This window comes from Pseudomonas sp. AAC, assembly GCF_000725445.1.
GTDB lineage: Bacteria > Pseudomonadota > Gammaproteobacteria > Pseudomonadales > Pseudomonadaceae > Pseudomonas > Pseudomonas citronellolis.
Window position 1 is genome coordinate 295,816 of the sequence record NZ_KL647095.1, and the last position, 26,519, is coordinate 322,334.

Annotated in this window: 24 protein-coding genes; 18 read left to right on the plus strand and 6 right to left on the minus strand. The window is 68.4% G+C overall.

Going from position 1 to position 26,519, the window contains the following annotated elements; all coding sequences use genetic code 11:
• Positions 1-173: 173 nt before the first annotated feature.
• The 4 genes from FG99_RS06945 (at position 174) to FG99_RS06960 (ending at position 2,678) form a co-directional block, all read left to right on the plus strand.
• Positions 174-1,184: a class 1 fructose-bisphosphatase gene (locus FG99_RS06945; RefSeq protein ID WP_043268378.1), complete on the plus strand. Its 1,011-nt coding sequence runs from the start codon at positions 174-176 to the stop codon at positions 1,182-1,184.
• On the plus strand, positions 1,184-1,792 hold the full coding sequence (locus tag FG99_RS06950; protein ID WP_043268380.1) for a DUF924 family protein: 609 nt from the start codon (positions 1,184-1,186) through the stop codon (positions 1,790-1,792). The genes FG99_RS06945 and FG99_RS06950 overlap by 1 nt, the downstream gene beginning before the upstream one ends.
• 69 nt (positions 1,793-1,861) lie before the next feature.
• The gene (gene bamE / locus FG99_RS06955; protein ID WP_009613753.1) at positions 1,862-2,116 is read left to right on the plus strand and encodes an outer membrane protein assembly factor BamE domain-containing protein; all 255 of its coding nucleotides are present in this window, start codon (positions 1,862-1,864) and stop codon (positions 2,114-2,116) included.
• A gap of 1 nt (position 2,117) precedes the next feature.
• Positions 2,118-2,678, plus strand: a complete 561-nt coding sequence (locus FG99_RS06960; RefSeq protein WP_043268382.1) for a lipocalin family protein — start codon at positions 2,118-2,120, stop codon at positions 2,676-2,678.
• Positions 2,679-2,957: 279 nt separating this feature from the next.
• Here the strand turns inward: FG99_RS06960 and FG99_RS06965 are convergent, their stop codons facing one another.
• Positions 2,958-4,322: a formimidoylglutamate deiminase gene (locus FG99_RS06965; RefSeq protein WP_043268384.1), complete on the minus strand. Its 1,365-nt coding sequence runs from the start codon at positions 4,320-4,322 to the stop codon at positions 2,958-2,960.
• A 257-nt stretch (positions 4,323-4,579) separates the two neighbouring features.
• Here FG99_RS06965 and hutC point away from each other — a divergent pair, with 257 nt between their 5' ends.
• Together hutC and FG99_RS06975 are read left to right on the plus strand one after the other, a co-directional pair.
• A complete protein-coding gene (gene hutC, locus FG99_RS06970; RefSeq protein WP_051878704.1) occupies positions 4,580-5,290 on the plus strand; it encodes a histidine utilization repressor in 711 nt (236 codons plus the stop codon).
• Positions 5,287-5,874, plus strand: coding sequence for a HutD/Ves family protein (locus FG99_RS06975; RefSeq protein WP_043268387.1), 588 nt, complete (start codon positions 5,287-5,289; stop codon positions 5,872-5,874). Before hutC ends, FG99_RS06975 begins: the two co-directional genes overlap by 4 nt.
• A 235-nt stretch (positions 5,875-6,109) precedes the next feature.
• Here the strand turns inward: FG99_RS06975 and hutH (FG99_RS06980) are convergent, their stop codons facing one another.
• Complete coding sequence (gene hutH, locus FG99_RS06980) at positions 6,110-7,639, minus strand: histidine ammonia-lyase (RefSeq protein WP_043268389.1); 1,530 nt, start codon at positions 7,637-7,639, stop codon at positions 6,110-6,112.
• Positions 7,640-8,174: 535 nt separating this feature from the next.
• Here hutH (FG99_RS06980) and hutU point away from each other — a divergent pair.
• The 8 genes from hutU to hutG all read left to right on the plus strand — a co-directional run bounded on the left by hutU (position 8,175) and on the right by hutG (position 17,723).
• Entirely contained in the window at positions 8,175-9,851 is a 1,677-nt protein-coding gene (gene hutU / locus FG99_RS06985; protein WP_043268391.1) for a urocanate hydratase, read from the plus strand.
• A gap of 137 nt (positions 9,852-9,988) precedes the next feature.
• Positions 9,989-11,404 (plus strand): purine-cytosine permease family protein, encoded by a 1,416-nt coding sequence (locus FG99_RS06990; protein WP_043268393.1) that lies wholly within the window; start codon positions 9,989-9,991, stop codon positions 11,402-11,404.
• A gap of 74 nt (positions 11,405-11,478) precedes the next feature.
• The gene (locus tag FG99_RS06995) at positions 11,479-12,447 is read left to right on the plus strand and encodes an ABC transporter substrate-binding protein (RefSeq protein ID WP_043268395.1); all 969 of its coding nucleotides are present in this window, start codon (positions 11,479-11,481) and stop codon (positions 12,445-12,447) included.
• 62 nt (positions 12,448-12,509) lie between these two features.
• Positions 12,510-13,364: an ABC transporter permease gene (locus FG99_RS07000; protein ID WP_043268397.1), complete on the plus strand. Its 855-nt coding sequence runs from the start codon at positions 12,510-12,512 to the stop codon at positions 13,362-13,364.
• Entirely contained in the window at positions 13,361-14,176 is an 816-nt protein-coding gene (locus FG99_RS07005) for a quaternary amine ABC transporter ATP-binding protein (protein ID WP_051878578.1), read from the plus strand. The genes FG99_RS07000 and FG99_RS07005 overlap by 4 nt, the downstream gene beginning before the upstream one ends.
• 13 nt (positions 14,177-14,189) lie before the next feature.
• Positions 14,190-15,722 (plus strand): histidine ammonia-lyase, encoded by a 1,533-nt coding sequence (gene hutH, locus FG99_RS07010; RefSeq protein ID WP_043268399.1) that lies wholly within the window; start codon positions 14,190-14,192, stop codon positions 15,720-15,722.
• Positions 15,719-16,927, plus strand: coding sequence for an imidazolonepropionase (hutI, locus tag FG99_RS07015; protein WP_043268402.1), 1,209 nt, complete (start codon positions 15,719-15,721; stop codon positions 16,925-16,927). Before hutH (FG99_RS07010) ends, hutI begins: the two co-directional genes overlap by 4 nt.
• Positions 16,920-17,723, plus strand: coding sequence for an N-formylglutamate deformylase (hutG, locus tag FG99_RS07020; RefSeq protein WP_043268404.1), 804 nt, complete (start codon positions 16,920-16,922; stop codon positions 17,721-17,723). Before hutI ends, hutG begins: the two co-directional genes overlap by 8 nt.
• Positions 17,724-18,616: 893 nt before the next feature.
• On the opposite strand, the gene FG99_RS07025 is transcribed toward hutG, so the two are convergent.
• From FG99_RS07025 to FG99_RS07040, 4 genes are all read right to left on the minus strand, one after another.
• A complete protein-coding gene (locus tag FG99_RS07025; protein ID WP_043268405.1) occupies positions 18,617-19,048 on the minus strand; it encodes a hypothetical protein in 432 nt (143 codons plus the stop codon).
• Positions 19,049-19,141: 93 nt separating this feature from the next.
• The gene (locus FG99_RS07030) at positions 19,142-19,651 is read right to left on the minus strand and encodes a M23 family metallopeptidase (protein ID WP_009613719.1); all 510 of its coding nucleotides are present in this window, start codon (positions 19,649-19,651) and stop codon (positions 19,142-19,144) included.
• Positions 19,648-20,121, minus strand: a complete 474-nt coding sequence (locus tag FG99_RS07035) for an NUDIX domain-containing protein (protein WP_009613717.1) — start codon at positions 20,119-20,121, stop codon at positions 19,648-19,650. The genes FG99_RS07030 and FG99_RS07035 overlap by 4 nt, the downstream gene beginning before the upstream one ends.
• Entirely contained in the window at positions 20,118-20,552 is a 435-nt protein-coding gene (locus FG99_RS07040) for a hypothetical protein (RefSeq protein ID WP_043268407.1), read from the minus strand. The genes FG99_RS07035 and FG99_RS07040 overlap by 4 nt, the downstream gene beginning before the upstream one ends.
• 111 nt (positions 20,553-20,663) lie before the next feature.
• On the opposite strand from FG99_RS07040, the gene pip reads away from it, so the two are divergent.
• The 4 genes from pip to mdoH all read left to right on the plus strand — a co-directional run bounded on the left by pip (position 20,664) and on the right by mdoH (position 26,437).
• Complete coding sequence (gene pip, locus FG99_RS07045) at positions 20,664-21,635, plus strand: prolyl aminopeptidase (RefSeq protein ID WP_043268409.1); 972 nt, start codon at positions 20,664-20,666, stop codon at positions 21,633-21,635.
• Positions 21,632-22,069, plus strand: a complete 438-nt coding sequence (dtd, locus tag FG99_RS07050) for a D-aminoacyl-tRNA deacylase (RefSeq protein ID WP_043268411.1) — start codon at positions 21,632-21,634, stop codon at positions 22,067-22,069. Before pip ends, dtd begins: the two co-directional genes overlap by 4 nt.
• 215 nt (positions 22,070-22,284) lie before the next feature.
• Positions 22,285-23,859 carry a glucan biosynthesis protein G gene (locus FG99_RS07055; RefSeq protein WP_009613713.1) on the plus strand — a complete coding sequence of 525 codons (1,575 nt, stop codon included), beginning with the start codon at positions 22,285-22,287 and terminating at the stop codon, positions 23,857-23,859.
• Positions 23,852-26,437 (plus strand): glucans biosynthesis glucosyltransferase MdoH, encoded by a 2,586-nt coding sequence (gene mdoH, locus FG99_RS07060; RefSeq protein WP_043268413.1) that lies wholly within the window; start codon positions 23,852-23,854, stop codon positions 26,435-26,437. Before FG99_RS07055 ends, mdoH begins: the two co-directional genes overlap by 8 nt.
• The last annotated feature ends 82 nt before the right edge of the window (positions 26,438-26,519 follow it).

Here is a 26,519-nt window from a genome sequence, read left to right on the forward strand (position 1 = left end):
CCTGGCCCGGCACGCCGGCAAGCCGCCGCGACTGACGGCCGCAGCGACGAGGGAACCGACCACCGGCGGCGCGCTCCAACCTCAGGACGGACGCGCCGTACGGGAGGCGGCGTGGCCGATTCCACGCTAGAATGCGCGCAGTTTTTTTCCTACCTCTCCCCCGGAGCCCTTCCATGTCCCGCGTTACCCTCAGCCGCTACCTCATCGAGCAGACCCGCAGCCACAACACCCCGGCCGACCTGCGCTTCCTCATCGAGGTGGTGGCGCGTGCGTGCAAGGAAATCAGCCATGCCGTGTCCAAGGGCGCCCTGGGCGGCGTGCTGGGCAGCATGGGCACCGAGAACGTGCAGGGCGAGGTGCAGAAGAAGCTGGACGTGATGTCCAACGAAATCCTCCTGGAAGCCAACGAGTGGGGCGGCCACCTGGCCGGCATGGCCTCCGAGGAGATGGACAACGCCTACCAGATTCCCGGCAAGTACCCCAAGGGCGCCTACCTGCTGGTGTTCGACCCGCTGGACGGCTCCAGCAACATCGACGTCAACGTTTCGGTCGGCACCATCTTCTCGGTGCTGCGCTGCCCCGAGCAGCACCTGAGCCAGAACGACAGCCTCAACGAGCAGGCCTTCCTCCAGCCGGGTACCAAGCAGGTCGCCGCCGGCTACGCCATCTACGGCCCGCAGACCATGCTGATGCTGACCCTCGGCGACGGCGTCAAGGGCTTCACCCTGGACCGCGAGCTGGGCAGCTTCGTGCTCACCCACGACAACATCCGCGTGCCGGAAAGCACCGCCGAGTTCGCCATCAACATGTCCAACCAGCGCCACTGGGAAGCCCCGGTGCAGCGCTACGTCAGCGAACTGCTGGCCGGCAAGGAAGGCCCGCTGGGCAAGAACTACAACATGCGCTGGATCGCCTCCATGGTGGCCGACGTGCACCGCATCCTGACCCGCGGCGGCATCTTCATGTACCCGCGCGATGCCCGTGAGCCGGAGAAGCCCGGCAAGCTGCGGCTGATGTACGAGGCCAACCCGATGTCCTTCATCATCGAGCAGGCCGGCGGCGCCGCCACCAACGGCACCCAGCGCATCCTCGACATCCAGCCGGATTCGCTGCACCAGCGCGTGGCCGTGTTCCTCGGTTCGAAGGAAGAGGTCGAGCGCGTCACCGGCTACCACCAGGCCTGATGAGCGCGGTACCCGCCTGGCAGGCTTTGCTGGACTGGTGGTTCGGCGACGCCCTGCGCGCCAGCGACGTCGCCGCCCAGCGCAACGGCCTGTGGTTCGGCAAGAGCGCCTGCGAGGACACGGCTTCGGACAACCGCTTCGGCGGCCTGGTGCGCCAGGCCCTGGACGGCGGGCTGGCCGACTGGGCCGGCTCGGCCCAGGGCTGGCTGGCGCTGATCCTGCTGCTGGATCAGTTGCCGCGGATGATCTTCCGCGACACGCCGCGCGCCTACGACGGCGACGCCCGCGCCCAGGCGCTGGTGCGCCGCGGACTTGCGGCCGGGCTGGATCGCCAGTTGCAGCCCATCGAGCGGGTCTTCGTCTACCTGGTGCTTGAGCACGCCGAGGACCTGGCGCAGCAGGAGCAGGCGGTGAAGCATTTCGCCGAACTGCACGAGCAGGCCGCCGAGGACGACAAGGCGCTGTTCGCCGATTTCCTCGACTACGCCGAGCGCCACCGCGCAGTGGTCGCGCGCTTCGGCCGCTTCCCCCATCGCAACGCCATCCTTGGCCGCGAGTCCAGCGCCGAGGAAGTCGCCTTCCTCAAGGAACCCGGCTCGCGTTTCTGACTCCAAGGGTGCGTTTCGCGTGGCCTGTGCCACGCTTGTCCAATGGACCATCCGACAATGGAGTTGCCCATGTCCTTCCGCCGTATCGCCCTGATCGCCGTCTGCATCGCCATGGCCGCCTGCAGCAAGCTCAACCAGGAAAACTATTCCAAGCTCAAGGCCGGCATGGACAAGGCCGAGGTGGAGGCCCTGCTTGGCAAGCCGACCGAGTGTTCCGGCGCGCTGGGCGTGTCCAGCTGCACCTGGGGCGACGACAAGACCTTCATCAGCGTGCAGTACGCCGGCGACAAGGTGCTGATGTTCTCCGGCCAGGGCCTGAAGTGAGATGAACGCCGCGCTGCGGGTGCTCGCCGCCGTCGCGCTGGCCGGCATCGGCGGCTGCGCCGGGCACGCCGAGGAGCGGCCGCAAACGATGCAGGTCGACCCGCAGCGCTACGCCGGCACCTGGTACGAGCTGGCGCGCAAGCCAATGTTCTTCCAGCGCGCCTGCCTGCAGTCCGAGGCCCACTACAGCGTGCGCGCCGACGGCAGCATCGGCCTGCTCAACCGCTGCCGCACCGCCGACGGCAGCTGGAAGCAGGTGACCGGCACGGCCACCCCGCAGACGCCGGGCAGCACCGATGCCTTCTGGGTGCGCTTCGATAACTGGGCGTCGCGGCTGCTCCCCGGCGTGGTGCGCGGCGACTACCGGGTGCTCTACGTCGACGAGGACTACCAGACCGCACTGGTCGGCAACCGCGACCGCGACCACCTGTGGCTGCTGGCGCGGCAGACCAGCCTGCCGGAGGCGACGTTGCGTCGTTTGTTGGCCGAGGCCAATCGCAAGGGGTATGACACGAGCGATCTGATCTGGCGGAGCAAGGACAGCGCGATAGCGGGGAATTGAGGGATGGATGTTTTGTGGGGTGGTGGTGTCTGCCGGTAACGCAGGCGCGCTACTTCACCTCCGCTCCCTCTCCCTAACCCTCTCCCTGAAGGGAGAGGGGACCGTTGGGCAGGGCTGGGTGTTTTAGAGTCAGCCGGCGACGCCGGAGGTGTCCGGCTGAAACCCTTCCATCTCTCGGCACGGACTAGCCCCCTCTCCCTTCAGGGCGGGGCGCGCAGCCGAGGGCTGGGGAGAGGGAAAGAAGGTTGGTCTAGACGACGAAGCCACCGGCTGCCCCCATCACCCCAACAACTCCCGCAACACCCCCGCGAACTCCCCGGCGCTCTGCTCTTCCAGCGCATGCCGGCGCTCCCGCACCACCCACTGTCCGTTGACCATCACATCGCGCACCTGGCGGTCGCCGCCGGCGAACAGCCAGCGGTTGAGCAGGGTGTCGGGCTTGGCGGTGGCCAGGTAGGGATCGTTGCCGTCGAGCACCAGCAGGTCGGCGCGGCGGCCCGCGGCCAGTTCGCCCACCGGCTGGCCCAGGGCCTGGGCGCCGCCCGTCAGGGCCGCTTCGTAGAGCGTCTGGCCGATGTTGGGCTGGTCGCTGCGGTACAGGCGGTTGCGCTTCTGGTCGCGCAGACGCTGGCCGTATTCCAGCCAGCGCAGTTCTTCCACCACGCTCAGCGACACGTGGCTGTCCGAGCCGATGCCCAGGCGCCCGCCGCGGGCCAGGTAGTCCACCGCCGGGAAGATGCCGTCGCCGAGGTTGGCCTCGGTGGTCAGGCACAGGCCGGCCACCGCGCCGCTGGCGGCCATGGCGGCGACTTCGTCGGGCTCGGCGTGGGTGGCGTGGACCAGGCACCAGCGCTCGTCCACCTCGATGTTGTCGTACAGCCACTGCAGCGGCCGGCGCTGACTCCAGGCCAGGCAGTCGTCGACTTCCTTCTGCTGCTCGGCGATGTGGATATGGATGGGCCCTTCGCTGCTGTCGGACTCCAGCACCTCGGTGATCTGCTGCGGCGTCACCGCGCGCAGCGAGTGGAAGCACAGGCCGACGCGCTGCGCCGGTTGCGCCGCCAGGCGCGGCTGCAGGCCGTGGATCAGTTCGAGGTAGGCGTCGGTGCCGTTGATGAAGCGGCGCTGGCCCTCGCTGGGCGGCTGGCCGCCGAAGCCGGAATGGCTGTAGAGCACCGGCAGCAGCGTCAGGCCGATGCCGGCCTCGCGCGCGGCCTGGCTGACGCGCAGCGCCAGCTCGGCCGGCTCGGCGTAGCGCTGGCCATCCAGGTCGTGGTGCACGTAGTGGAATTCGGCGACGCCGGTGTAGCCGGCCTTGAGCATCTCGATGTACAGCTGGCGGGCGATGACCTGCAACTGCTCCGGGGTGATGCGGCCGACCAGGCGGTACATCAGCTCGCGCCAGGTCCAGAAGCTGTCGTTGGGGTTGCCGGCCACCTCGGCCAGGCCCGCCATGGCGCGCTGGAAGGCGTGCGAGTGCAGGTTGGGCATGCCCGGCAGCACCGGCCCGCGCAGGCGCTCGGCGCCCTCGGCGCTGGCATTGGCCTCGACCCGCGCCAGCAGGCCGTCGGCGGCAACCTCGAAACGGACATCGCGGGCCCAGCCGCTGGGGAGCAGGGCGTGTTCGGCGAACAGGGCAGGCATGCTGGGGTCCTCGCAGGGCTCTTCGAATTTGTATATACATATACAGACGTTTAGGATGGCCGTAAACTAGGTGATGCGCCCGGCGGTCGCCGCGGGACTTGTATGCACCGGTCGATTCCGGTACATGCCGGAGGACAAGAGCGCATTGCGCCGCTGCCTTCCCGCCACTGCCCACCGTCGCCCCGACAAGGAGTACCCCCGTGCCCGCATCGTCCCCGCCCAACCCGCCCGCGGAGGGCTCCTCGCTGGCCTCGCAGATGGGCGAGCTGCCCGCCCCGCTGTACGCGCGGGTGAAGCAGATGATCGTCCAGCAGATCCAGTCCGGCGCCTGGCCGCCGCACCACCGGGTGCCCTCGGAGAGCGAGCTGGTCAGCGAGCTGGGCGTCAGCCGCATGACCATCAACCGCGCCCTGCGCGAGCTGACCAACGACGGCCTGCTGGTGCGCATGCAGGGCGTCGGCACCTTTGTCGCCGAGCCCAAGGGCCAGTCGGCGTTGTTCCAGGTGCAGAACATAGCCGAGGAAATCCAGGCCCGCGGCCATCGCCACCATTGCGTGGTGGTGCGCCTGGAAGAGGAGAAGGCCAGCGCCGAGCGCGCCCTGACGCTGGACGTGCGTGAAGGCCAGCGGGTGTTCCATTCGCTGATCGTGCACTTCGAGAACGACGTGCCGGTGCAGATCGAGGACCGCTACGTCAACGCCGCCGTGGCGCCGGACTACCTCAAGCAGGACTTCACCGGGCAGACGCCCTTCGCCTACCTCACCCAGGTGGCTCCGCTCAGCGAGGGCGAGCACGTGGTCGAGGCGGTGCTGCCCGATGCCGAGGAATGCAGGCTGCTGAACATCGACCGCCACGAGCCCTGCCTGATGATCCGCCGGCGCACCTGGTCGGGGCGCAACACCGTGACCAGCGCGCGCCTGCTCTACCCGGGCTCGCGCTACCGCCTGGAAGGACGCTTCTCGTCATGAACCATCGCCTGCTGCGGGCCGCCGACTACCCGGTGATGCCCTGGAAGAACGGCGCGGGCAGCACCCGCGAAATCCTCCGCGACGCCGGCGACGGCCTGGAGGGCTTCGGCTGGCGCCTGTCCATCGCCGACGTCGGCGCACCGGGGCCGTTCTCTGCCTTCAGCGGTTACCAGCGGGTGATCACCGTGCTGGAAGGCGAGGGCATGCGCCTGACCGTCGACGGCGAGCAGTCCCGCGAGCTGCGCGCCCTGGACGCCTTCGCCTTCGATGGCGCCAGCGCGGTGGACTGCGAGCTGCTCGGCGGCGCCATCCGCGACTTCAACCTGATCTATGCGCCCGCGCGTTACCGCGCACGCCTGCAGTGGCTGCGGGTGGGCGGTGAGGCGCACTTCTTCAGCAGCGCTTCGACCGTGCTGCTGTTCAGCGCGGGCGAGGGGGTTCACGTCAGCCAGGATGGCGGGGCCGCTGCTGTGCTGGGGCTGCATGACACGCTGCTTGCCGAGGGCGAGGAGCGGCTGCGGGAGTGGCGGCTGAGCGTGGCGGGAAGCGCCGACATCTGCGTGATCGAACTCGAATCACGCTGAGGGAAAAGACTGCCGGGGGAGCCCTTTTTCGTTAGTGGGAGAAGCGCCTTGCAGGTGCTTTCGCGGGCATGGCCCAGCAAACACGACACCCCGTAGGATGGGTTGAGCGAAGCGATACCCATCACCATGGCGCGATGGGTATCGCAGGCTCAGCCCATCCTGCGAAGAGCGCCTCGGCAAGGCGGTGTAGGCGCGGGCCACGTCTGCGGTGGCGTAGAACGCCACCGTCGTCCGATCAGCCGTACAGCCGCGAGTAATCCAGCCAGCGGCTAAGCGCGCCTTCCTCCACCCAGGCGCGGGCCGCGGCGATGTCCGGGGCGAAGTAGCGGTCCTGCTCGTAGGCCGGGACCTGGGCGCGGATCATCTTCAGCACTTCCTGCAACTGTGGCGAGCTTTGCAGCGGCGCGTGGAATTCCACGCCCTGGGCGGCGGCCAGCAGCTCGATGGCGACCACCGCCGAGCTGTTGCCGGCCATGTCCTGCAGGCGGCGCGCGGCGAAGGTGGCCATGGACACGTGGTCTTCCTGGTTGGCCGAGGTCGGCAGGCTGTCCACCGAGGCCGGGTGGGCGAGGGTCTTGTTCTCCGAGGCCAGGGCCGCCGAGGTCACCTGGGCGATCATGAAGCCGGAGTTGAGCCCGCCTTCCCTGACCAGGAACGCCGGCAGGCCGGACAGCGCCGGGTCCACCAGTTGGGCGATGCGCCGTTCCGACAGGGCGCCGATCTCGGCGATGGCCAGGGCCAGCACGTCGGCGGCCATGGCCACCGGCTCGGCGTGGAAGTTGCCGCCGGAGAGCACGTCGCCGTCGGCGCTGAACACCAGCGGGTTGTCCGACACCGCGTTGGCCTCGCGCAGGAACACCCCGGCGGCGAAGCGCAGGTGATCGAGGCAGGCGCCCATCACCTGGGGCTGGCAGCGCAGCGAGTAGGGGTCCTGCACGCGCTTGCAGTCGATGTGCGACTGGTTGATCTGGCTGTCGTGCAGCAGCTCGCGGTAGAAGGCCGCCACGTCGATCTGCCCGGGCTGGCCGCGGACCGCCTGGATGCGCGCGTCGAAGGGCACGTAGGAGCCCTTGAGCGCTTCCACCGTCAGGCTGCCGGCGACCACCGCCGAGACGAACAGCTTCTCCGCCGCGAACAGCCCGCGCAGGGCCAGGGCGGTGGACACCTGGGTGCCGTTGATCAGCGCCAGGCCCTCCTTGGGCCCCAGCACCAGCGGCTGGCAGCCGGCGATGGCCAGGCCTTCGCTGGCCTCCATGACGCGGCCCTGGTGGCGCACCTGGCCGACGCCGATGAGCGCCGAGGACATGTGCGCCAGCGGCGCCAGGTCGCCGGAGGCGCCCACCGAGCCCTGGGACGGGATGCACGGGTAGACGCGCGCCTGGTAGAGCTTGAGCAGGGTGTCGATGACCGCCATGCCCACGCCGGAGAAGCCGCGGGCCAGGGAACCGATCTTCAGCGCCATGATCAGCGCCACGCTGGCGTCGTCCAGCAGCGGGCCGGTGCCGGTGCAGTGCGAGAGGATCAGGTTGCGCTGCAGGGTGACCAGCGAATCCTCGGGGATGGAAGTGCGCGCCAGCAGGCCGAAGCCGGTGTTGATGCCATAGACGGTGCGCTGGTCGGCGATGATCTGGCTGACCGTGCGGGCGCTGTTCTCGATGTTCGCGCGGCAGGCTGCATCCAGTTGCAGCTCGGGTTGCCGCTGGTGGATGGCGCGCAGCTGGTCGAGGGAAAACTGGCCGGGGGTGATCTGCAGGGTTTCGGACATGACGGCTCCCGTGTTCCGGAGTGTTACCGCGCTCGGCGGCGAGACTATCTATTCCTGTATATACAAGTATGAGCAATAAGCGAGCCATTCCGCCGGGCCGGATTGCGCCGACGCCATGCCTGCGTGCGCGAGCGGGGCGCGGCGTCCCTCTGTAGGAAATAAGGAAGGGCAGCGGCGCCCCCGGGAAATGAGGCGAGCTGTAACGGCGAGGCGTTACCGGATGCTACGAAATGGAGCAGGCGATCACCGTTCTGGTGCGTATGACCGACAGATGTAGCTGCCTTCCTGGACCCGCCCGGCTGTACGAATTCATCTATTAATACTTTTTAAATCAATAGGTTGAGTTCTATTTCCAGCATGCCCGAAGTGCCCGGCGAGGGACTTGGCCTTTCCTTTGCTTATACTTGTATGTACAAGCATATACGTGACAGGAGGCGACGCTTCCTGCACCGATGCCCAACCCGAATCCCGTTGCCGGAAGCCGAACGCCCCGGCTTTCGCATCCGAGCCCAAGACTGCCTTGAAGGAGCCTGCCGTGACCGAATCCAGCAAATTCCGCGACGTCGAAATCCGCGCCCCGCGCGGCACCCAGCTGAACGCCAAGAGCTGGCTGACCGAAGCCCCGCTGCGCATGCTGATGAACAACCTCGACCCGGAAGTCGCGGAGAACCCCAAGGAACTGGTGGTGTACGGCGGCATCGGCCGCGCCGCGCGCAACTGGGAGTGCTACGACAAAATCGTCGCCACCCTTAAAGAGCTGAACGACGACGAGACCCTGCTGGTGCAGTCCGGCAAGCCGGTCGGCGTGTTCAAGACCCACGCCAACGCCCCGCGCGTGCTGATCGCCAACTCCAACCTGGTGCCGCACTGGGCCACCTGGGAACACTTCAACGAACTGGACGCCAAGGGCCTGGCCATGTACGGCCAGATGACCGCCGGCAGCTGGATCTACATCGGCAGCCAGGGCATCGTCCAGGGCACCTACGAAACCTTCGTCGAAGCCGGCCGCCAGCACTATGACGGCAACCTCAAGGGCCGCTGGGTGCTGACCGCGGGCCTGGGCGGCATGGGCGGCGCCCAGCCGCTGGCCGCGACCCTGGCCGGCGCCTGCTCGCTGAACATCGAGTGCCAGCAGAGCCGCATCGACTTCCGCCTGCGCAGCCGCTACGTCGACGAACAGGCCAAGGACCTGGACGACGCCCTGGCGCGCATCGCCAAGTACACCGCCGAAGGCAAGGCCATCTCCATCGCCCTGCTGGGCAACGCCGCCGAAATCCTCCCGGAGCTGGTACGCCGCGGCGTGCGCCCGGACATGGTCACCGACCAGACCAGCGCCCACGACCCGCTCAACGGCTACCTGCCGGCCGGCTGGACCTGGGAGCAGTACCGCGACCGCGCGCAGACCGAGCCGGCCGCCGTGGTCAAGGCCGCCAAGCAGTCCATGGCCGTGCACGTCAAAGCCATGCTCGAGTTCCAGAAGCAGGGCGTGCCGACCTTCGACTACGGCAACAACATCCGCCAGATGGCCAAGGAAGAGGGCGTGGCCAACGCCTTCGACTTCCCCGGCTTCGTCCCGGCCTACATCCGCCCGCTGTTCTGCCGTGGCATCGGCCCGTTCCGCTGGGCTGCGCTGTCGGGCGACGCCGAGGACATCTACAAGACCGACGCCAAGGTCAAGGAGCTGATCCCCGACGACGCCCACCTGCACCGCTGGCTGGACATGGCCAAGGAGCGCATCAGCTTCCAGGGCCTGCCGGCGCGCATCTGCTGGGTCGGCCTGGGCCAGCGTGCCAAGCTCGGCCTGGCGTTCAACGAGATGGTCCGCAGCGGCGAGCTGAAGGCGCCGGTGGTGATCGGCCGCGACCACCTGGATTCCGGCTCGGTGTCCAGCCCGAACCGCGAGACCGAGGCCATGCAGGACGGCTCCGACGCCGTGTCCGACTGGCCGCTGCTCAACGCCCTGCTGAACACCGCCAGCGGCGCCACCTGGGTGTCGCTGCACCACGGCGGCGGCGTGGGCATGGGCTTCTCGCAGCACTCGGGGATGGTGATCGTCTGCGACGGCACCGACGAAGCCGCAGCGCGCATCGCCCGCGTGCTGACCAACGACCCGGGCACCGGCGTGATGCGCCATGCCGACGCCGGCTACCAGATCGCCATCGACTGCGCCAAGGAACAGGGCCTGAACCTGCCGATGATCACCGGCAAGTGAGGCACAGGGGCGGCTCCGCCGCCCCGGGCCAGGGAGGAACCGCCGCGCGGGTGGGGGCGCGGCGGTCGGGCCGAGCGGAATCCGTCCTCTGACACAACAAGAACCCCGGCCCGGCGCCGGGGTGGAGAAGAAAAGCGATGTCCCAGGCCAGTGAGAACTCCAGCAAGCCGCTGATCGAGCGGCGCTCGATCAACTACATCCCCGAGGCCGAGCGCCACGGCAAGCTCTACAGCCAGTTCACCCTGTGGCTGGGCGCCAACCTGCAGATCACCGCCATCGTCACCGGGGCCCTGGCCGTGGTGCTGGGCGGCGACGTGTTCTGGTCGCTGATCGGCCTGCTCATCGGCCAGTTGCTCGGCGGCGGGGTCATGGCCCTGCACGCGGCCCAGGGGCCCAAGCTGGGCCTGCCGCAGATGATCTCCAGCCGGGTGCAGTTCGGCGTCTACGGCGCGGCCATCCCGATCGTGCTGGTGTGCCTCATGTACCTGGGCTTCACCGCCACCGGCACGGTGCTTTCCGGGCAGGCGCTGGGCCAGCTGTTCGGCGTCAGCGATAGCGCCGGCATCCTGATCTTCGCCAGCGTCATCGTCCTGGCGACCGTGCTCGGCTATCGGGTGATCCACTTCATCGGCCGCCTCGCCAGCGTCATCGGGGTGATCGCCTTCGTCTACCTGTTCAGCCGCCTGATGACCCAGACCGACGTCGGCGCGCTGCTGCAGATCCGTCATTTCAGCTGGAGCAGCTTCCTGCTCGCGGTGTCCCTGGCCGCGTCCTGGCAGATCGCCTTCGGCCCCTACGTGGCCGACTACTCGCGCTACCTGCCGAGCAAGACCTCGTCGGTGAAGACCTTCCTCGCCGTCGGCGCCGGTTCGGTGATAGGCGCGCAGGTGGCGATGGTCCTCGGGGTGTTCGCCGCGGCCATGGCCAACGGTCAGTTCGCCGGCCGCGAGGTCGCCTACATCGTCGGCCTGGGCGGCAGCGGCGCCACCGCGGCGCTGCTGTACTTCAGCATCGCCTTCGGCAAGGTGACCATCTCCACGCTGAACTCCTACGGCAGCTTCATGTGCATCGCCACCATCATCAGCGGCTTCCGCGGCCACGTCGAAGTCACGCCCCGGCAGCGCCTGGTGTTCGTGCTGCTGATCGTCGGCGCCGCCACCCTGGTCGCGCTGCTCGGCCAGCATTCGTTCCTCGGCGCGTTCAAGTCCTTCATCCTGTTCCTGCTGGCCTTCTTCACCCCGTGGAGCGCGGTCAACCTGGTGGACTACTACCTGATCACCCGCGAGCGCTACGACGTGCCGGCGCTGGCCGACCCGGACGGCCGCTACGGCCGCTGGAACCTGCCGGGGATCAGCGTGTACGTGATCGGCGTGCTGGTCCAGCTGCCGTTCATCGCCACCAAGTTCTACACCGGCCCGCTGGTGGACTACCTGGGCGGCGTGGACATCTCCTGGATCATCGGCCTGGTGGTGCCCGCCGTCCTCTATTACCTGGTCGCCCGGCGCAGCAGCCGGGCGGTGCCGGACCGGCTGATCCTGCCGGCCCGTACCTGAACCGGCCCGGCCGCGCCCCGCACGGGCGTGGCCCTTGTACTGCCCAACTCCCTTTCCACTTTTAGGAGCATCAGATGAACAATTCCAAGAAGACGCTGCTGGGCCTGATCCTTTGCGCCGGGTTGCTGGGTTCCATGGCATCGGCCCAGGCCGCGGGCTGGTGCGAGAGCGGCAAGCCGGTGAAGTTCGCCGGGCTGAACTGGGAGAGCGGCATGCTGCTCACCGACGTCATGCAGTTCATCCTGAAGAACGGCTACGGCTGCGAGACCGACAGCCTGCCGGGCAACTCCATCACCATGGAGCAGGCCCTGGCCAACAACGACATCCAGATCTTCAGCGAGGAGTGGATCGGCCGCAGCGACGCCTGGAACAAGGCCGCCGCCGCCAACAAGGTGGTCGGCGTGGGCGCGCCCATCGTCGGCGCCACCGAGGGCTGGTACGTGCCGCGCTTCGTGATCGAGGGCGACAAGGCCCGCGGCATCGAGGCCAAGGCGCCGAACCTCAAGGCGGTCACCGACCTGGGCCAGTACGCCGAGCTGTTCCGCGACCCGGAAGAACCGGGCAAGGGCCGCTTCTACAACTGCCCGGCTGGCTGGACCTGCGAGCTGGAAAACTCCGAGATGCTCAAGAAGTACGGCCTGGAGGACAAGTACACCAACTTCCGCCCGGGCACCGGCCCGGCGCTGGATGCCGCGGTGCTGTCCAGCTACAAGCGCAAGGAGCCGATCCTCTTCTACTACTGGTCGCCGACGCCGCTGATGGGCCAGGCCGACCTGGTCAAGCTGGACGAGCCGGGGGTGAACAAGGACGTGAAGATCCAGGTCGGCCTGTCGCGCAGCTTCCATGACCAGGCGCCGGAGCTGGTCGCGGTGCTGGAGAAGGTCAACCTGCCCATCGACCTGCTGAACCAGAACCTGGCGAAGATGGCCAAGGAGAAACTGTCCTCCGAACAACTGGCCAAGGCTTTCCTCAAGGAGCACCCTGAGGTGTGGACCGCCTGGGTCAGCGAGGACGCCGCGAAGAAGATCCAGGCCGCGCTCTGACGCTGCCCGAGCCGGGGAGGCCAGGCCTCCCCGGCGATGCCTAATCCTTGCGAGTACGAGCCATGTTCCCTGAACGCTTCACCTTCTCCATCGCCGACGTGGTCAACGGCTGGGTAGACGCCCTGGTGACCAACTACGGCGACGTCTTCCGGCACATTTCCGACACCCTGCTGTGGGCCATCGTCAACCTCGAAAGCCTGCTGCGCGCCACGCCCTGGTGGCTGATGCTGGCCGTAGTCGCCGGCATCGCCTGGCACGCCACCCGGCGCCTGGTGCCGACCCTGGTGATCACCGGCCTGCTGTTCCTGGTCGGCGCGGTGGGCCTGTGGGACAAGCTCATGCAGACCCTCGCGCTGATGATGGTGGCGACGATCATCTCGGTGCTGATCGGCATCCCCCTGGGCATCCTCGCCGCCCGCAGCGACCGCCTGCGCGCCATCCTGCTGCCGCTGCTGGACATCATGCAGACCATGCCCAGCTTCGTGTACCTGATCCCGGTGCTGATGCTGTTCGGTCTGGGCAAGGTGCCGGCGATCTTCGCCACCGTGATCTACGCCGCGCCGCCGCTGATCCGCCTCACCGACCTGGGCATCCGCCAGGTCGACCGCGAGGTGATGGAAGCGGTCACCGCCTTCGGCGCCAACCGCCGCCAGCAACTGTTCGGCGTGCAGCTGCCGCTGGCCCTGCCGAGCATCATGGCGGGCATCAACCAGACCACCATGATGGCCCTGTCGATGGTGGTGATCGCCTCGATGATCGGCGCCCGCGGCCTGGGCGAAGACGTGCTGGTGGGCATCCAGACGCTCAACGTCGGCAAGGGCCTGGAGGCGGGTCTTGCGATCGTCATCCTCGCCGTGGTCATCGACCGCATCACCCAGGCCTACGGCCGCTCGCGTCACCACGAGGCCAGCAAATGAGCAAGATCCAGGTCAAGAACGTCTACAAGATCTTCGGCGCCCGCGCCGACGCCGCGCTGGCGATGATCCGCCAGGGCAAGAGCAAGGCCGAGGTGCTGGCCGCCACCGACTGCGTGGTCGGGGTGAACGACCTGTCGCTGTCCATCGAGGCGGGTGAAATCTTCGTGATCATGGGCCTGTCCGGCTCCGGCAAGTCGACCCTGGTGCGCCACTTCAACCGCCTGATCGACCCCACCAGCGGCGAGATCCTGGTCGACGGCGAAGACATCCTGCGCTACGACTCGCGCCAGCTGGAGAACTTCCGCCGGCGCAAGATCAGCATGGTGTTCCAGAGCTTCGGCCTGCTGCCGCACAAGAGCGTGCTCGACAACGTCGCCTACGGCCTCAAGGTCCGCGGCGAGAGCAAGGCGCTGTGCCAGGAGCGCGCGCTGCACTGGATCGCCACCGTGGGCCTGAAGGGCTACGAGAAGTCCTACCCGCACCAGCTCTCCGGCGGCATGCGCCAGCGCGTCGGCCTAGCCCGCGCGCTGGCCGCCGACACCGACGTGATCCTCATGGACGAGGCGTTCAGCGCCCTCGACCCGTTGATCCGCGCGGACATGCAGGACCAACTGCTGGAACTGCAGAAGACCCTGCACAAGACCATCGTCTTCATCACCCACGACCTCGACGAGGCGGTGCGCATCGGCAACCGCATCGCCATCCTCAAGGACGGCCAGCTGATCCAGGTCGGCGCCCCGCGGGAAATCCTCCACCAGCCGGCCGACGAGTACGTCGACCGCTTCGTCCAGCGCCGCGTGGCCAACCTGTAGTCCGGGAGTTTCGATGTCCTCCGCTTCCATCATCACCTTCGGCGACGCGCCCCTGCACTGGCAGGACGTGGTCGCCGTGGCCCGCCATGGCGCGCGCCTGGAGCTTTCGGCGGCGGCCTGGGCGCGCATCGACAACGCCCGCGGCATCGTCGAGCGCATCGTCGAACGCGGCGAGCGCGCCTACGGCATCAGCACTGGCCTCGGCGCCCTGTGCAACGTGGTGCTCGAAGGCGAGCAACTGGCCCAGCTGTCGCGCAACACCCTGCTCAGCCACGCCTGCGGCGTCGGCGAAGCACTGAAGGACGAGCAGACCCGCGCGATCATCTGCGTCGCCATCGCCAACTACAGCCTCGGCAAGTCCGGCCTGCACCGCCGCGTGGTGCAGGCCCTGCTGGAACTGCTCAACCGCGGCATCACCCCGCGGGTGCCGGCCCAGGGCTCGGTGGGCTACCTGACGCACATGGCCCACGTCGGCGTGGCCCTGCTGGGCGTCGGCGAGGTGAGCTACCAGGGGCGCATCGTCAGCGCCGCCGAAGCGCTGGCCGCCGAGGGCCTGGCGCCGGTGGAGCTGGGCGCCAAGGACGGGCTCAGCCTGGTCAACGGCACGCCCTGCATGACCGGCCTGTGCTGCCTGGCCCTGGAAGACGCGACGCGCCTGGCGCACTGGGCCGACGTCATCGGCGCCATGAGCTTCGAGGCCTTGCGCGGGCAGACCGACGCCTTCGACGCGGAAATCCTCGCGCTCAAGCCGCACCCCGGCGCGCAGCTGGTGGGCGAGAACCTGCGCGCGCTGCTCGACGGCAGCGAAGTGCTCGCCAGCAGCCGCGGCATCCGCACCCAGGACGCCCTGAGCATGCGCTCCATGCCGCAGATCCACGGCGCCTGCCGCGACCAGCTGGCCCACGCCGCGCGCCAGGTGGAGATCGAACTCAACTCGGCCAACGACAACCCGCTGGTGCTGGGCACGCCCGAGCACTACCGGGTAGTGTCCCAGGCCAACCCCCACGGCGAGTCCGTGGCCATGGCCGCCGACCTGCTGTGCATCGCCGTGGCCGAGCTGGGCGGCGTCGCCGAGCGCCGCCTGGACCGCCTGATCAACCCGCTGGTCAGCGGCCTGCCGGCGTTCCTGGTGAGCCAGCCGGGGGTCAACTCGGGGATGATGATCGTGCAGTACGTGGCCGCCGCCCTGGCCGGCGAGAACCGCCAACTGGCGCAGCCGGCGGTGGTCGACAACTACGTCACCTCCGGCCTGCAGGAAGACCACCTGAGCCTGGGCACCAGCGCCGCGCTCAAGCTCGGGCGCTGCATCGGCAACTGCCAGCAGATTCTCGCCATCGAATACCTGCTGGCCGCCCAGGCCTTCGAATTCCTCAAGGAACAACGCTTCGGCGCCGGCACCCAGCGCGCCTGGGAACTGCTGCGCGAGCAGGTGCCGGCCTACGACGCCGACCGCTGGCTGGCCCCGGACATCGCCCGCGCCGCCGCGCTGCTGGCCGACCGCCGGGCGCTGCAGAACGTCGGCGCGAGCATCGGGAGACTGCAATGAAACAGCTCTGGCACAACTGCCACGCCGCCACCATGGCCGGCGGCAAGTACTCGATCATCGAGGACGCGGCGATTCTTACCGAGGGCGCGCGCATCCACTGGATCGGTCCCCACGCCGAGCTGCCGCTGCACGAGGTGCAGCGCAGCCACGACCTGGGCGGCGCCTGGCTGACCCCGGGGCTGATCGACTGCCACACCCACCTGGTGTTCGGTGGCGACCGCAGCGCCGAATTCGAGCTGCGCCTGCAGGGCGCCAGCTATGCGGAGATCGCCGCCGCCGGCGGCGGCATTGCCAGCACCGTGCGCGCCACCCGCGAGGCCAGCGAGGAAGAACTGCTGGCCAGCGCCATCAAGCGCGCGCGGCCGCTGCTGGCCGACGGTGTGACCGTGCTGGAAGTGAAATCCGGCTACGGCCTGGACCTGCCCAGCGAGCGCAAGATGCTGCGCGTGGCGCGGCGCCTGGGCGAGGTGCTGCCGGTGACGGTGCGCGCCACCTGCCTGTCGGCCCATGCCCTGCCGCCGGAATACGCCAATCGTGCCGACGACTACATCGAGCTGATCTGCGCGGAAATCCTCCCGGCGCTGGCGCAGGAAGGGCTGGTGGATGCGGTGGACGCCTTCTGCGAGCACCTGGCGTTCTCCCCGGCGCAGGTCGAGCGGGTGTTCCAGGCCGCCAAGGCGCTGGGTCTGCCGGTGAAGCTGCACGCCGAGCAGCTGTCGTCGCTGCATGGCTCCAGCCTGGCCGCGCGCTACCAGGCACTGTCCGCCGACCACCTGGAATTCATGACCGAGGAAGACGCCATCGCCATGGCCAGGGCCGGCACCGTCGCGGTGCTGCTGCCGGGCGCCTTCTTCGTCCTGCGCGAAACCCAGCTGCCGCCGATGGACGCGCTGCGCAAGCACGGCGTGGCCATCGCCCTGGCCAGCGACCTCAACCCCGGCACCTCGCCGACGCTGTCGCTGCGCCTGATGCTGAACATGGGCTGCACCGCCTTCCGCCTGACCCCGGAAGAAGCGCTGGCCGGCGTCACCCTGCACGCCGCCCGCGCCCTGGGCCTGGAAGCCGACCACGGCAGCCTGGAGGCGGGCAAGCTCGCCGACTTCGTCGCCTGGGACATCCAGCGCCCGGCCGAGCTGGCCTACTGGCTCGGCGGCGACCTGCCCAAGCGCATCATCCGTCACGCAGAGGAAGTCTCCTGTGGATAACGTACTGAGCTTCAGCCGCGGCCGCGTGCCGCTGCTGGTGAGCATGCCGCACCCCGGCACCCGCCTGACCCCGGCCGTGGAAGCCGGCCTGGTGGACGAGGCGAAGGAACTGGCCGACACCGACTGGCACATCCCGCGCCTGTACGACTTCGCCCGCGAACTGGGCGCCAGCACCCTGGCGGCGAACTACTCGCGCTACGTCATCGACCTGAATCGCCCGGCCGACGACAAGCCGCTGTACAGCACCGCCACCACCGGCCTCTACCCGGACACCCTGTTCGACGGCCGCCCGCTGTTCCACGAAGGCCAGGCGCCCTCGGCCGAGGAGCGCGCGCGCTACCTGGCGGAAGTCTGGACGCCGTACCACCGCACGCTGGCCGAGGAGCTGGCGCGGCTGAAGGCCGAGTTCGGCTACGCCCTGCTGTGGGACGCGCACTCGATCCGTTCGCACATCCCGCACCTGTTCGACGGCAAGCTGCCGGACTTCAACATCGGCACCAACTCCGGCAACAGCTGCCCGGCGGACCTCGCCGAGCGCCTGCAGGCGGTGTGCGCCGAAGCCGAGGGCTACAGCCACGTACTGAACGGGCGCTTCAAGGGCGGCCACATCACCCGCCACTACGGCCAGCCCGGGCAGCACGTGCACGCGGTACAACTGGAGCTCGCGCAGTGCAACTACATGGATGAACAGGCGCCCTTCGCCTACCGCGAAGACCTGGCCGCCCCGACCGCCGAGGTGCTGCGCAAGATGCTGGAGACCTTCCTGGCCTGGGGCCGGGAGCGCTACGGCCGTTGACGAAACGCCCGCGCACGGCGCTTGCCGAGATGCTTTTCGTAGGATGGGCGTAGGAGCGGGCCCTGCCCGCGAATCGCGCGCAGGGCGCGCTCTTACATGGGGACGCTGTGGGTGGGGCGGCGTAAGCGGATCTCATCCGCGAATCGCGTCGATATGTCCGGCTATCGCGGACAAGGTCCGCTCCTACAGGGGGAGGAATACCGTGCTTCCCCACAACCTGTAGGAGCGGGCCCTGCCCGCGATTCGCGCGCAGGGCGCGCTCCTACAGGGGAATGGCGTGGGTGGGGCGGCGTAGCGGATCTCATCCGCGAACCGCGCCGGAACCTCCGGCTATCGCGGACAAGGTCCGCTCCTACGGGGGAGGAATACCGTGCTTCCCGACAACCTGTAGGAGCGGGCCCTGCCCGCGATTCGCGCGCAGGGCGCGCTCCTACAGGGGAATGGCGTGGGGGGGCCGGCGTAGCGGATCTCATCCGCGAATCGCGCCGGTTCGTCCGGCTATCGCGGACAAGGTCCGCTCCTACGGGGGAGGAATACCGTGCTTCCCGACAACCTGTAGGAGCGGGGCCTGCCCCCCAATCGCGCGCAGGGCGCGCTCCTACAGGGGAATGGCGTGGGTGGGGCAGCGTAGGAGCGGATCTCATCCGCGAATCGCGCCGGTTCGTCCGGCTATCGCGGACAAGGTCCGCTCCTACGGGGGGAGGAATACCGTGCTTCCCCACAACCTGTAGGAGCGGGCCCTGCCCGCGAATCGCGCGCAGGGCGCGCTCCTACATGGGGTCGATGTGGGTGGGGCGGCGTAGGAGCGGATCTCATCCGCGAATCGCGCCGATATGTCCGGCTATCGCGGACAAGGTCCTACTACGAAGAGCACCTCGGCGCGGGGCGCGCGGTCATTCCCAATCCAGCCGGGCCAGCTTCCACTCGCCGTCGTCCAGCCACCACTCCAGCTTCACGTCATACAGGCGCGCGCTGTCGGGGATCAGTCCCTCGGCGCCGGTCAGGCCGACCTTGGCCTCGGTGTAGCCGCGGCGCGAGACCGCCGGGTCGATCCAGCTGTTCTTCGCCGGGGCTAGCACGCCAACTTTCTGGTGGCGGAGGAACAGCACCGCCATGGTGCGCCGGGCCCAGTCGCGGTCGTTGACCTGCTGGGCACGGAAGTCGTCGGCCAACTGGTCGAGCACTGCGCCGGTCTTCTTCGCTTCGATGTTCGCCTGCAATTGCTGCACGGCGGCTTCCAGGGCGGCTTGCGGGTCGTCCTTGCCGCAGCCGGCGAGCAGGGCGAGGCACAGCAGCAGGGGCAGGGCGAGGGGCCTGGCCAGCATGTCGAACTCCTTTTCGGAATGAAGGTGAGCCCGGCACCGTAGCGCAGACGCGCGCCCCGCGGCCACGCCGGGAGTGTTTCCAAAGTTCGCCGTTCAGCGCGCCAGGAGGAACTGCCCGGGGTCGACGAAGAACATCTTCTTCCAGCCCTGGGTCTCGTCGGTGGCCGCCCAGGGCCGCGGCAGCAGCGACAGCACCGCGTAGTGCAGGTGCGGCGGCTTGCCGGCGGCGTTGCCCGAACTGCCCACCGCGCCGACCACCTGGCCGCGGCCCACCGGCTGCAGCGGCGCCACGTTCCAGGCCTGCAGGTGCGCCAGGTAGTGCAGGCGCCATTTCGGCCCGAGGATCAGTACCACCTTGCCGCCCAGGTCGATCTCGCCGCGGTACAGCACCAGCCCCGGCACCGGCGACAGCGCCGGGGCACCGGCGTCGGCGAAGATGTCGATGCCCTTGTGCACCCCGGAAATGCCCCAGGGTTCGTACCAGAACGAACGGCGGTTCCAGTCGCGCTGGCTGGCGCCCTGCACCGGGATGACCGGGCGTTCCGGCAATAGCATCGGCAGGACCAGCAGCGCCGCGAGCAGCAGAAGCCAGCGGCGTTTCATACCTGCAGGCCCAGGTGGCGGATCAGCGGCGCCGGCGCGGCCAGGCGTTCCCAGACGTCGTCGAGCAGTTCGGCGGGATAGAAGGAGGGCAGGGCGGTCAGGTCGGCGCGCGGCACCCAGGCCACCTCGTGGATGGCGAACTCGTCGCCGCCCAGGCCGCGCAGGTTGTCCAGGCTCAGGTCGCCGCGCCAGGCGTCGACGCGGTAGAACAGCTCCATGTGGAAGCGCCCGGCCAGCGGCTCGGCGAACTCGCGGACGTACACCAGCGGCCCGACCTCCACTTCCAGCCCGGTTTCCTCGCGGCATTCGCGCTTCACGGTGTCGCGCGTCGATCGGTCGCTGTGCGACTCGAAGCCGCCGCCCGGGGGAATCCAGTAGACGTCGCCGTCGACCTCGTGGCGCACCAGCAGGATGCTCTGCTCGCGGACCAGCAGGCCGGCGGCGCGGATGCGGTGTTGCAGTGGGTTCATCGCCAGTCGAGCCTCGCCAGCTTCCAGGTGTCACCGTCGCGTCGCCATTCCAGGCTTACGCTGTAGGGGCGGTTGCGCCTGCGCTCGGGCAGCAGGTCGTCGCCGCCGGTCAGCGCCAGTTCCGCCCGGGTATGGCCGACGTCGGCATAGTTGCGGTCGACGCGGCTGCTGCGGCCCAGGGTGATGAAGCGCACCCGCGGCTGCTGGACGAACACCTGCGCCAGGGTCCGGCGCACCCAGTCGCGGTCGTACTCGCCCTGGGCGCGGAAATCTTCGTGCAACTGCGCCAGCACGGCGCTGGTGGCGCGCTCGTCGAGGTTGCGCTGCAGCTGGCGCACCGCGTCGTTCAGCTGGTCCTGGGAGGAGTCGCTGCTGCACCCGCCCAGCAGACAAATGACGCACAGCAGGCAAAGATACAACTTCCTCGGCATCCCGAGTGAACTCCTTTATCGGTTTTGCGCGGGCACAGGTATCATGCCGGACACGCAAGGGATGGTATCCGGTCGAGGGACGGACCGTACGTAAAGATTCAGGAGTGCGCCATGCAGCTTTTGTATCCGGAAATCAAGCCTTACGCCCGGCACCAGCTGGCCGTCGATGAACCGCACGTCCTCTACGTGGATGAAAGCGGCATACCGGACGGCCTGCCGGTGCTTTTTGTGCACGGCGGCCCGGGTGCCGGTTGCGACGCCCTGTCCAGGCGCTTCTTCGACCCCAACCTGTACCGCATCGTCACCTTCGACCAGCGCGGCTGCGGGCGCTCCACGCCCTTCGCCAGCCTGGACGACAACACCACCTGGCACCTGGTGGCCGACATGGAGCGCATCCGCCAGCACCTGGGCATCGAGAAATGGGTGCTGTTCGGCGGCTCCTGGGGCTCGACGCTGTCGCTGGCCTACGCCCAGACGCACCCCGAGCGCGTCCACGCCCTGGTCCTGCGCGGCATCTTCCTGTGCCGCCCGCAGGATCTGCGCTGGTTCTACCAGGAAGGCGCCAGCCAGCTGTTCCCCGACTACTGGGAGGACTACCTGGCGCCGATCCCGGTGGACGAGCGCGGCGACCTCATGCAGGCCTTCCGCAAGCGCCTGGTGGGCAGCGACCAGATCGCCCAAATGCACGCCGCGCGCGCCTGGTCCACCTGGGAAGGGCGCACCGCGACGCTGCGGCCCAACCCGGCGGTAGTCGACCGCTTCAGCGATCCGCACCGCGCGCTGTCCATCGCCCGCATCGAGAACCACTACTTCGTCAACGCCGCCTTCCTCGAGCCGGACCAGCTGCTGCGCGACATGCACCGCATCGCCCACCTGCCCGGCGTCATCGTGCACGGCCGCTACGACGTGGTCTGCCCGCTGGACAACGCCTGGGCGCTGCACAAGGCCTGGCCGAACAGCGAATTGCAGATCGTCCGCGACGCCGGCCACGCGGCCAGCGAGCCGGGCATCGCCGATGCCCTGGTGCGCGCCACCAACGAAATCGGCCGGCGCCTGCTGAACATGCCCCCGGAGGCCGAATGAAGGCGCTGATCCAGCGCGTGAGCGCCGCGCGGGTGGAAGTCGACGGGGAAATCGTCGGCGCCATCGACCAGGGCCTGCTGGCGCTGGTCGGTGTGGAGCCCCAGGACGACGAGGCGAGCGCCCAGCGGCTGCTGCACAAGCTGCTTAACTATCGAGTGTTCGCCGATATTGAAGGTAAGATGAACCTTTCTCTGGGCGATGTCGGCGGCGGCCTGCTGCTGGTCTCGCAGTTCACCCTGGCTGCCGACACCCGCAAGGGCCTGCGGCCGAGCTTTTCCAGCGCGGCGCCGCCAGCCCGGGGCGCCGAGTTGTTCGAACATCTCGTGGATCAGGCACGAGCCCGTCATCCGCTGGTCGCTACCGGCCGGTTCGGCGCCAACATGCAGGTCCACCTGGTCAACGACGGGCCGGTGACCTTTCTTCTGGAGGCGTGAACAGGCGGCAGTCCGTAATCGGGCCGCAGGATGATGGCAACTCGCATGCGACTAGAACAATGGCTCCCCGGAAGCCCAGGCCACAAGGCCGGGCAAGGGTTCTTCGCAATCGCGGGGAATCATTCGGGCTCACCGGGGTCGGAATTCAATCGCCGGCACTTTGGCATTGCCAGGGTCGGCCTTGGTTTTTTCAAGTTCACGGACGAGGGGGACTCGTGATTTTTCGTTCCGTTCAACACACCGCTTCCCGTAATTTCCTGCGCGACCTGATGCTGGTCGGCTCCGCTTTCCTGGCCCTGGGCGCTTCTCACGCCTGGGCTTTCACCATCGATGACGTCGCCGGCGAGGCGAAGAAGCTGGCCAGCGAGAAGTACAGCGCGCCGACCAGCAACCTGCCGTCGGTATTCAGCGAGATGAAATTCGCCGACTACCAGCAGATCCGCTTCCGCATGGACAAGGCCTACTGGGCCGACGAGAAGGAGCCGTTCAAGCTCAGCTTCTATCACCAGGGCATGCACTTCGACACCCCGGTGAAGATCAACGAGGTGACGGCCACCAGCGTCAAGGAGATCAAGTACGATCCCGCGCGTTTCGACTTCGGTACGCTGCAGTTCGACGCCAATGCCACCAAGGACCTCGGCTACGCCGGGTTCCGCGTGCTCTACCCGATCAACAAGGCCGACAAGCTCGACGAGATCGCCACCTTCCTCGGCGCCAGCTACTTCCGCGTGGTCGGCAAGGGTCACGTCTACGGCCTCTCCGCCCGCGGCCTGGCGCTGGACACCGCGCTGCCCTCCGGCGAGGAGTTCCCGCGCTTCCGCGAGTTCTGGATCGAGAAGCCCAAGCCCCAGGACAAGCACCTGGTGATCTACGCCCTGCTCGACTCGCCGCGCGCCACCGGCGCCTACCGCCTGGTCCTGCGCCCCGGCAAGGACACCGTGGTCGACGTGCAGGCCAAGGTGTTCCTGCGCGACAAGGTCACCAAGCTCGGCCTGGCGCCGCTGACCAGCATGTTCCTGTTCGGCTCCAACCAGCCCTCGGAGCAGCACAACTTCCGTCCGGAGCTGCATGACTCCACCGGCCTGCAGATCCATGCCGGCAACGACGAGTGGATCTGGCGCCCGCTGAACAATCCCAAGCACCTGTCGGTAAGCAGCTACGCCGTGGAGAACCCGAAAGGCTTCGGCCTGCTCCAGCGCGGCCGCGAGTTCAGCCGCTACGAAGACCTGGACGACCGCTACGACCTGCGCCCGAGCCTGTGGATCGAGCCGCGCGGCGACTGGGGCAAGGGCAGCGTCGAGCTGGTCGAGATCCCCACCCCGGACGAGACCAACGACAACATCGTCGCCTTCTTCAACCCGGAGAAGCGCCCGGAGGCCGGCCAGCCGCTGGAATACGCCTACCGCATGCACTGGACCATGGACGAGGACGCCCTGCATTCGCAGAAGGTCGCCCAGGTCAAGCAGACCCTGCGCTCGGTGGGTGACGTCAAGCAGGCCAACCTGATCCGCCAGCCCGACGGCAGCACCGCCCTGGTGGTGGACTTCGAGGGCGCCAACCTCAAGGTCCTGCCGGCCGACGCCGCGGTGACCACCCAGGTGAGCACCGACGACAACGCCGAGGTCAAGGAAAACAACCTGCGCTACAACCCTGTGACCCAGGGCTGGCGCCTGACCCTGCGGATCAAGGTGAAGGATCCGAAGAAGCCGACCGAAATGCGTGCGGCCCTGGTCAAAGATGGACAGACCCTGTCCGAAACCTGGAGCTACCAGCTGCCTGCCGATGAATAACACGACCACCCACAAGGCTCCGCTGGGCGAATACCTCGAGTACCTTCCGCTGACCGCGGAAGGGCGCGAGCGCCTGGCGCGCAGCGCTTCCTTCAGTGACCTGCACCAGCGCCTGGCGGAGGAGGCCGGCACCGCGCCGGTCGCCACCGACGATGCGGCGCTGGGCTCCATCGGCCCGCGCCTGCTGCTCGGCTACGGCCAGGAGCTGCAGGAAACCGGCATGCTCGGCCTGGACGACAACGGCCGCGCCTACCTCAAGGCGGCGCCGCCGATCCAGCGCACCAAGGTGCTGCCCGAACCCTGGCGGACCAACGTGTTGGTGCGCGGCTGGCGCCGCCTGCTCGGCCGCGGCAACCCGTCCAAGCCCGTGCGCGACCTGCCCAAGGCGCGCTGGCAGCGGGTCGGCTCGCTGCGCCGGATGATCCTGCTGCTGCTGATGCTCGGCCAGACCAGCATCGCCACCTACTACATGAAGGGCATCCTGCCGTACCAGGGCTGGGCGCTGATCGACCTGGAAGAGATCAACCGCCAGACCTGGCTGCAGACCCTGCAGCAGGTGCTGCCGTACCTGATCCAGTTCGGCGTGCTGCTGCTCTTCGCCATCCTCTTCTGCTGGGTCTCGGCCGGTTTCTGGACCGCGCTGATGGGCTTCTGGGAGCTGCTCAGCGGCCGCGACCGCTACCGCATCTCCGGCAGCAGCGCCGGCAACGAGCCGATCGCGGCCGACGCGCGCACCGCCATCGTCATGCCGATCTGCAACGAGGACGTGCCGCGGGTCTTCGCCGGCCTGCGCGCCACCTTCGAGTCGGTGGCGGCCAGCGGCGAGCTGGAGCACTTCGACTTCTTCGTCCTCAGCGACACCTACCAGGCCGACATCGCCGTGGCCGAGGAGCAGGCCTGGATCGAGCTGTGCCAGGAGACCAAGGGCTTCGGCAAGCTGTTCTACCGCCGCCGCCGTCGCCGGGTGAAGCGCAAGAGCGGCAACATCGACGACTTCTGCCGGCGCTGGGGCAGCCAGTACAAGTACATGGTGGTGATGGACGCCGACAGCGTAATGAGCGGCGACTGCCTGGCCAAGCTGGTGCGGCTGATGGAAGCCAACCCGGAGGCGGGGATCATCCAGACCGCGCCCAAGGCCTCGGGCATGGACACCCTCTATGCGCGCATGCAGCAGTTCGCCACCCGCGTGTACGGCCCGCTGTTCACCGCCGGCCTGCACTTCTGGCAGCTGGGCGAGTCGCACTACTGGGGCCACAACGCGATCATCCGCATGAAGCCCTTCATCGAGCACTGCGCCCTGGCGCCGCTGCCGGGCAAGGGCTCGTTCTCCGGGGCCATCCTCTCCCACGACTTCGTCGAGGCCGCGCTGATGCGCCGCGCCGGCTGGGGCGTATGGATCGCCTACGACCTGGAGGGCAGCTACGAGGAATTGCCGCCGAACCTGCTGGACGAGCTCAAGCGCGACCGCCGCTGGTGCCACGGCAACCTGATGAACTTCCGCCTGTTCCTGGTCAAGGGCATGCACCCGGTGCACCGCGCGGTGTTCCTCACCGGGGTGATGTCCTACCTGTCGGCGCCGCTGTGGTTCTTCTTCCTGGTGCTGTCCACCGCGCTGCTGGCGGTGCACCAGCTGATGGAGCCACAGTACTTCCTGGAGCCGCGCCAGCTGTTCCCGATCTGGCCGCAGTGGCACCCGGAGAAGGCCATCGCGCTGTTCTCCACCACCCTGACCCTGCTGTTCCTGCCCAAGCTGCTCAGCGTCATGCTGATCTGGGCCAAGGGCGCCAAGGCCTTCGGTGGCGTGGTCAAGGTCACCCTGAGCATGCTCCTGGAGATGCTCTTCTCTGTGCTGCTGGCGCCGGTGCGCATGCTCTTCCACACCCGCTTCGTGCTGGCCGCGTTCCTCGGCTGGGAAGCGCAGTGGAAGTCGCCGCAGCGTGACGACGACGCCACGCCGTGGAGCGAGGCGCTGCGCCGCCACGGCATGCAGACCCTGCTGGGCCTGGCCTGGGCGCTGCTGGTGGTGTGGCTGAACCCGCGCTTTTTGTGGTGGCTGTCGCCCATCGTCGGTTCGCTGATGCTGTCCATCCCGGTGTCGGTGATCACCAGCCGCGTCAACCTGGGCCTGGCCTCGCGCGACGAGAAGCTGTTCCTCATCCCCGAGGAATACGACACCCCGCGCGAGCTGCGTTCCACCGACGAGTACACCTACCAGAACCGCTGGCAGGCGCTGAAGGACGGCTTCGTCCGCAGCGTTTCCGACCCGCTGCTCAACGCCCTGGCCTGCGCCATGGGCACCGCGCGCCACGCGCGCTCCGAGGCCATCGAGGCGGCGCGCCAGCGGCGCGTGCAGCAGGCCCTGGAAGGCGGCCCGCAGGCCGTCGTCGGCGAGGCCCGCCTGGCCCTGCTGAGCGACCCGGTGGCGCTCTCGCGCCTGCACCTGCAGGTGTGGGAAGGCGGCCACGAGAACTGGCTGGAGCCTTGGCGCAAGTCGGTGCAGGCCGACGCGCACAGCCCGGCATTGCCGCTGGCGCCGCCGGCCGGCGCCGGCGTGGGCCTGCCCGCCGCGCAGTCCTGACCGCGAGCCGCTCCCCGTCGCCAGGCGGGGAGTGGCAACGCCTTGCAACGGTTTTCCCGGCGCTTTACTGCTGCTAACCTGC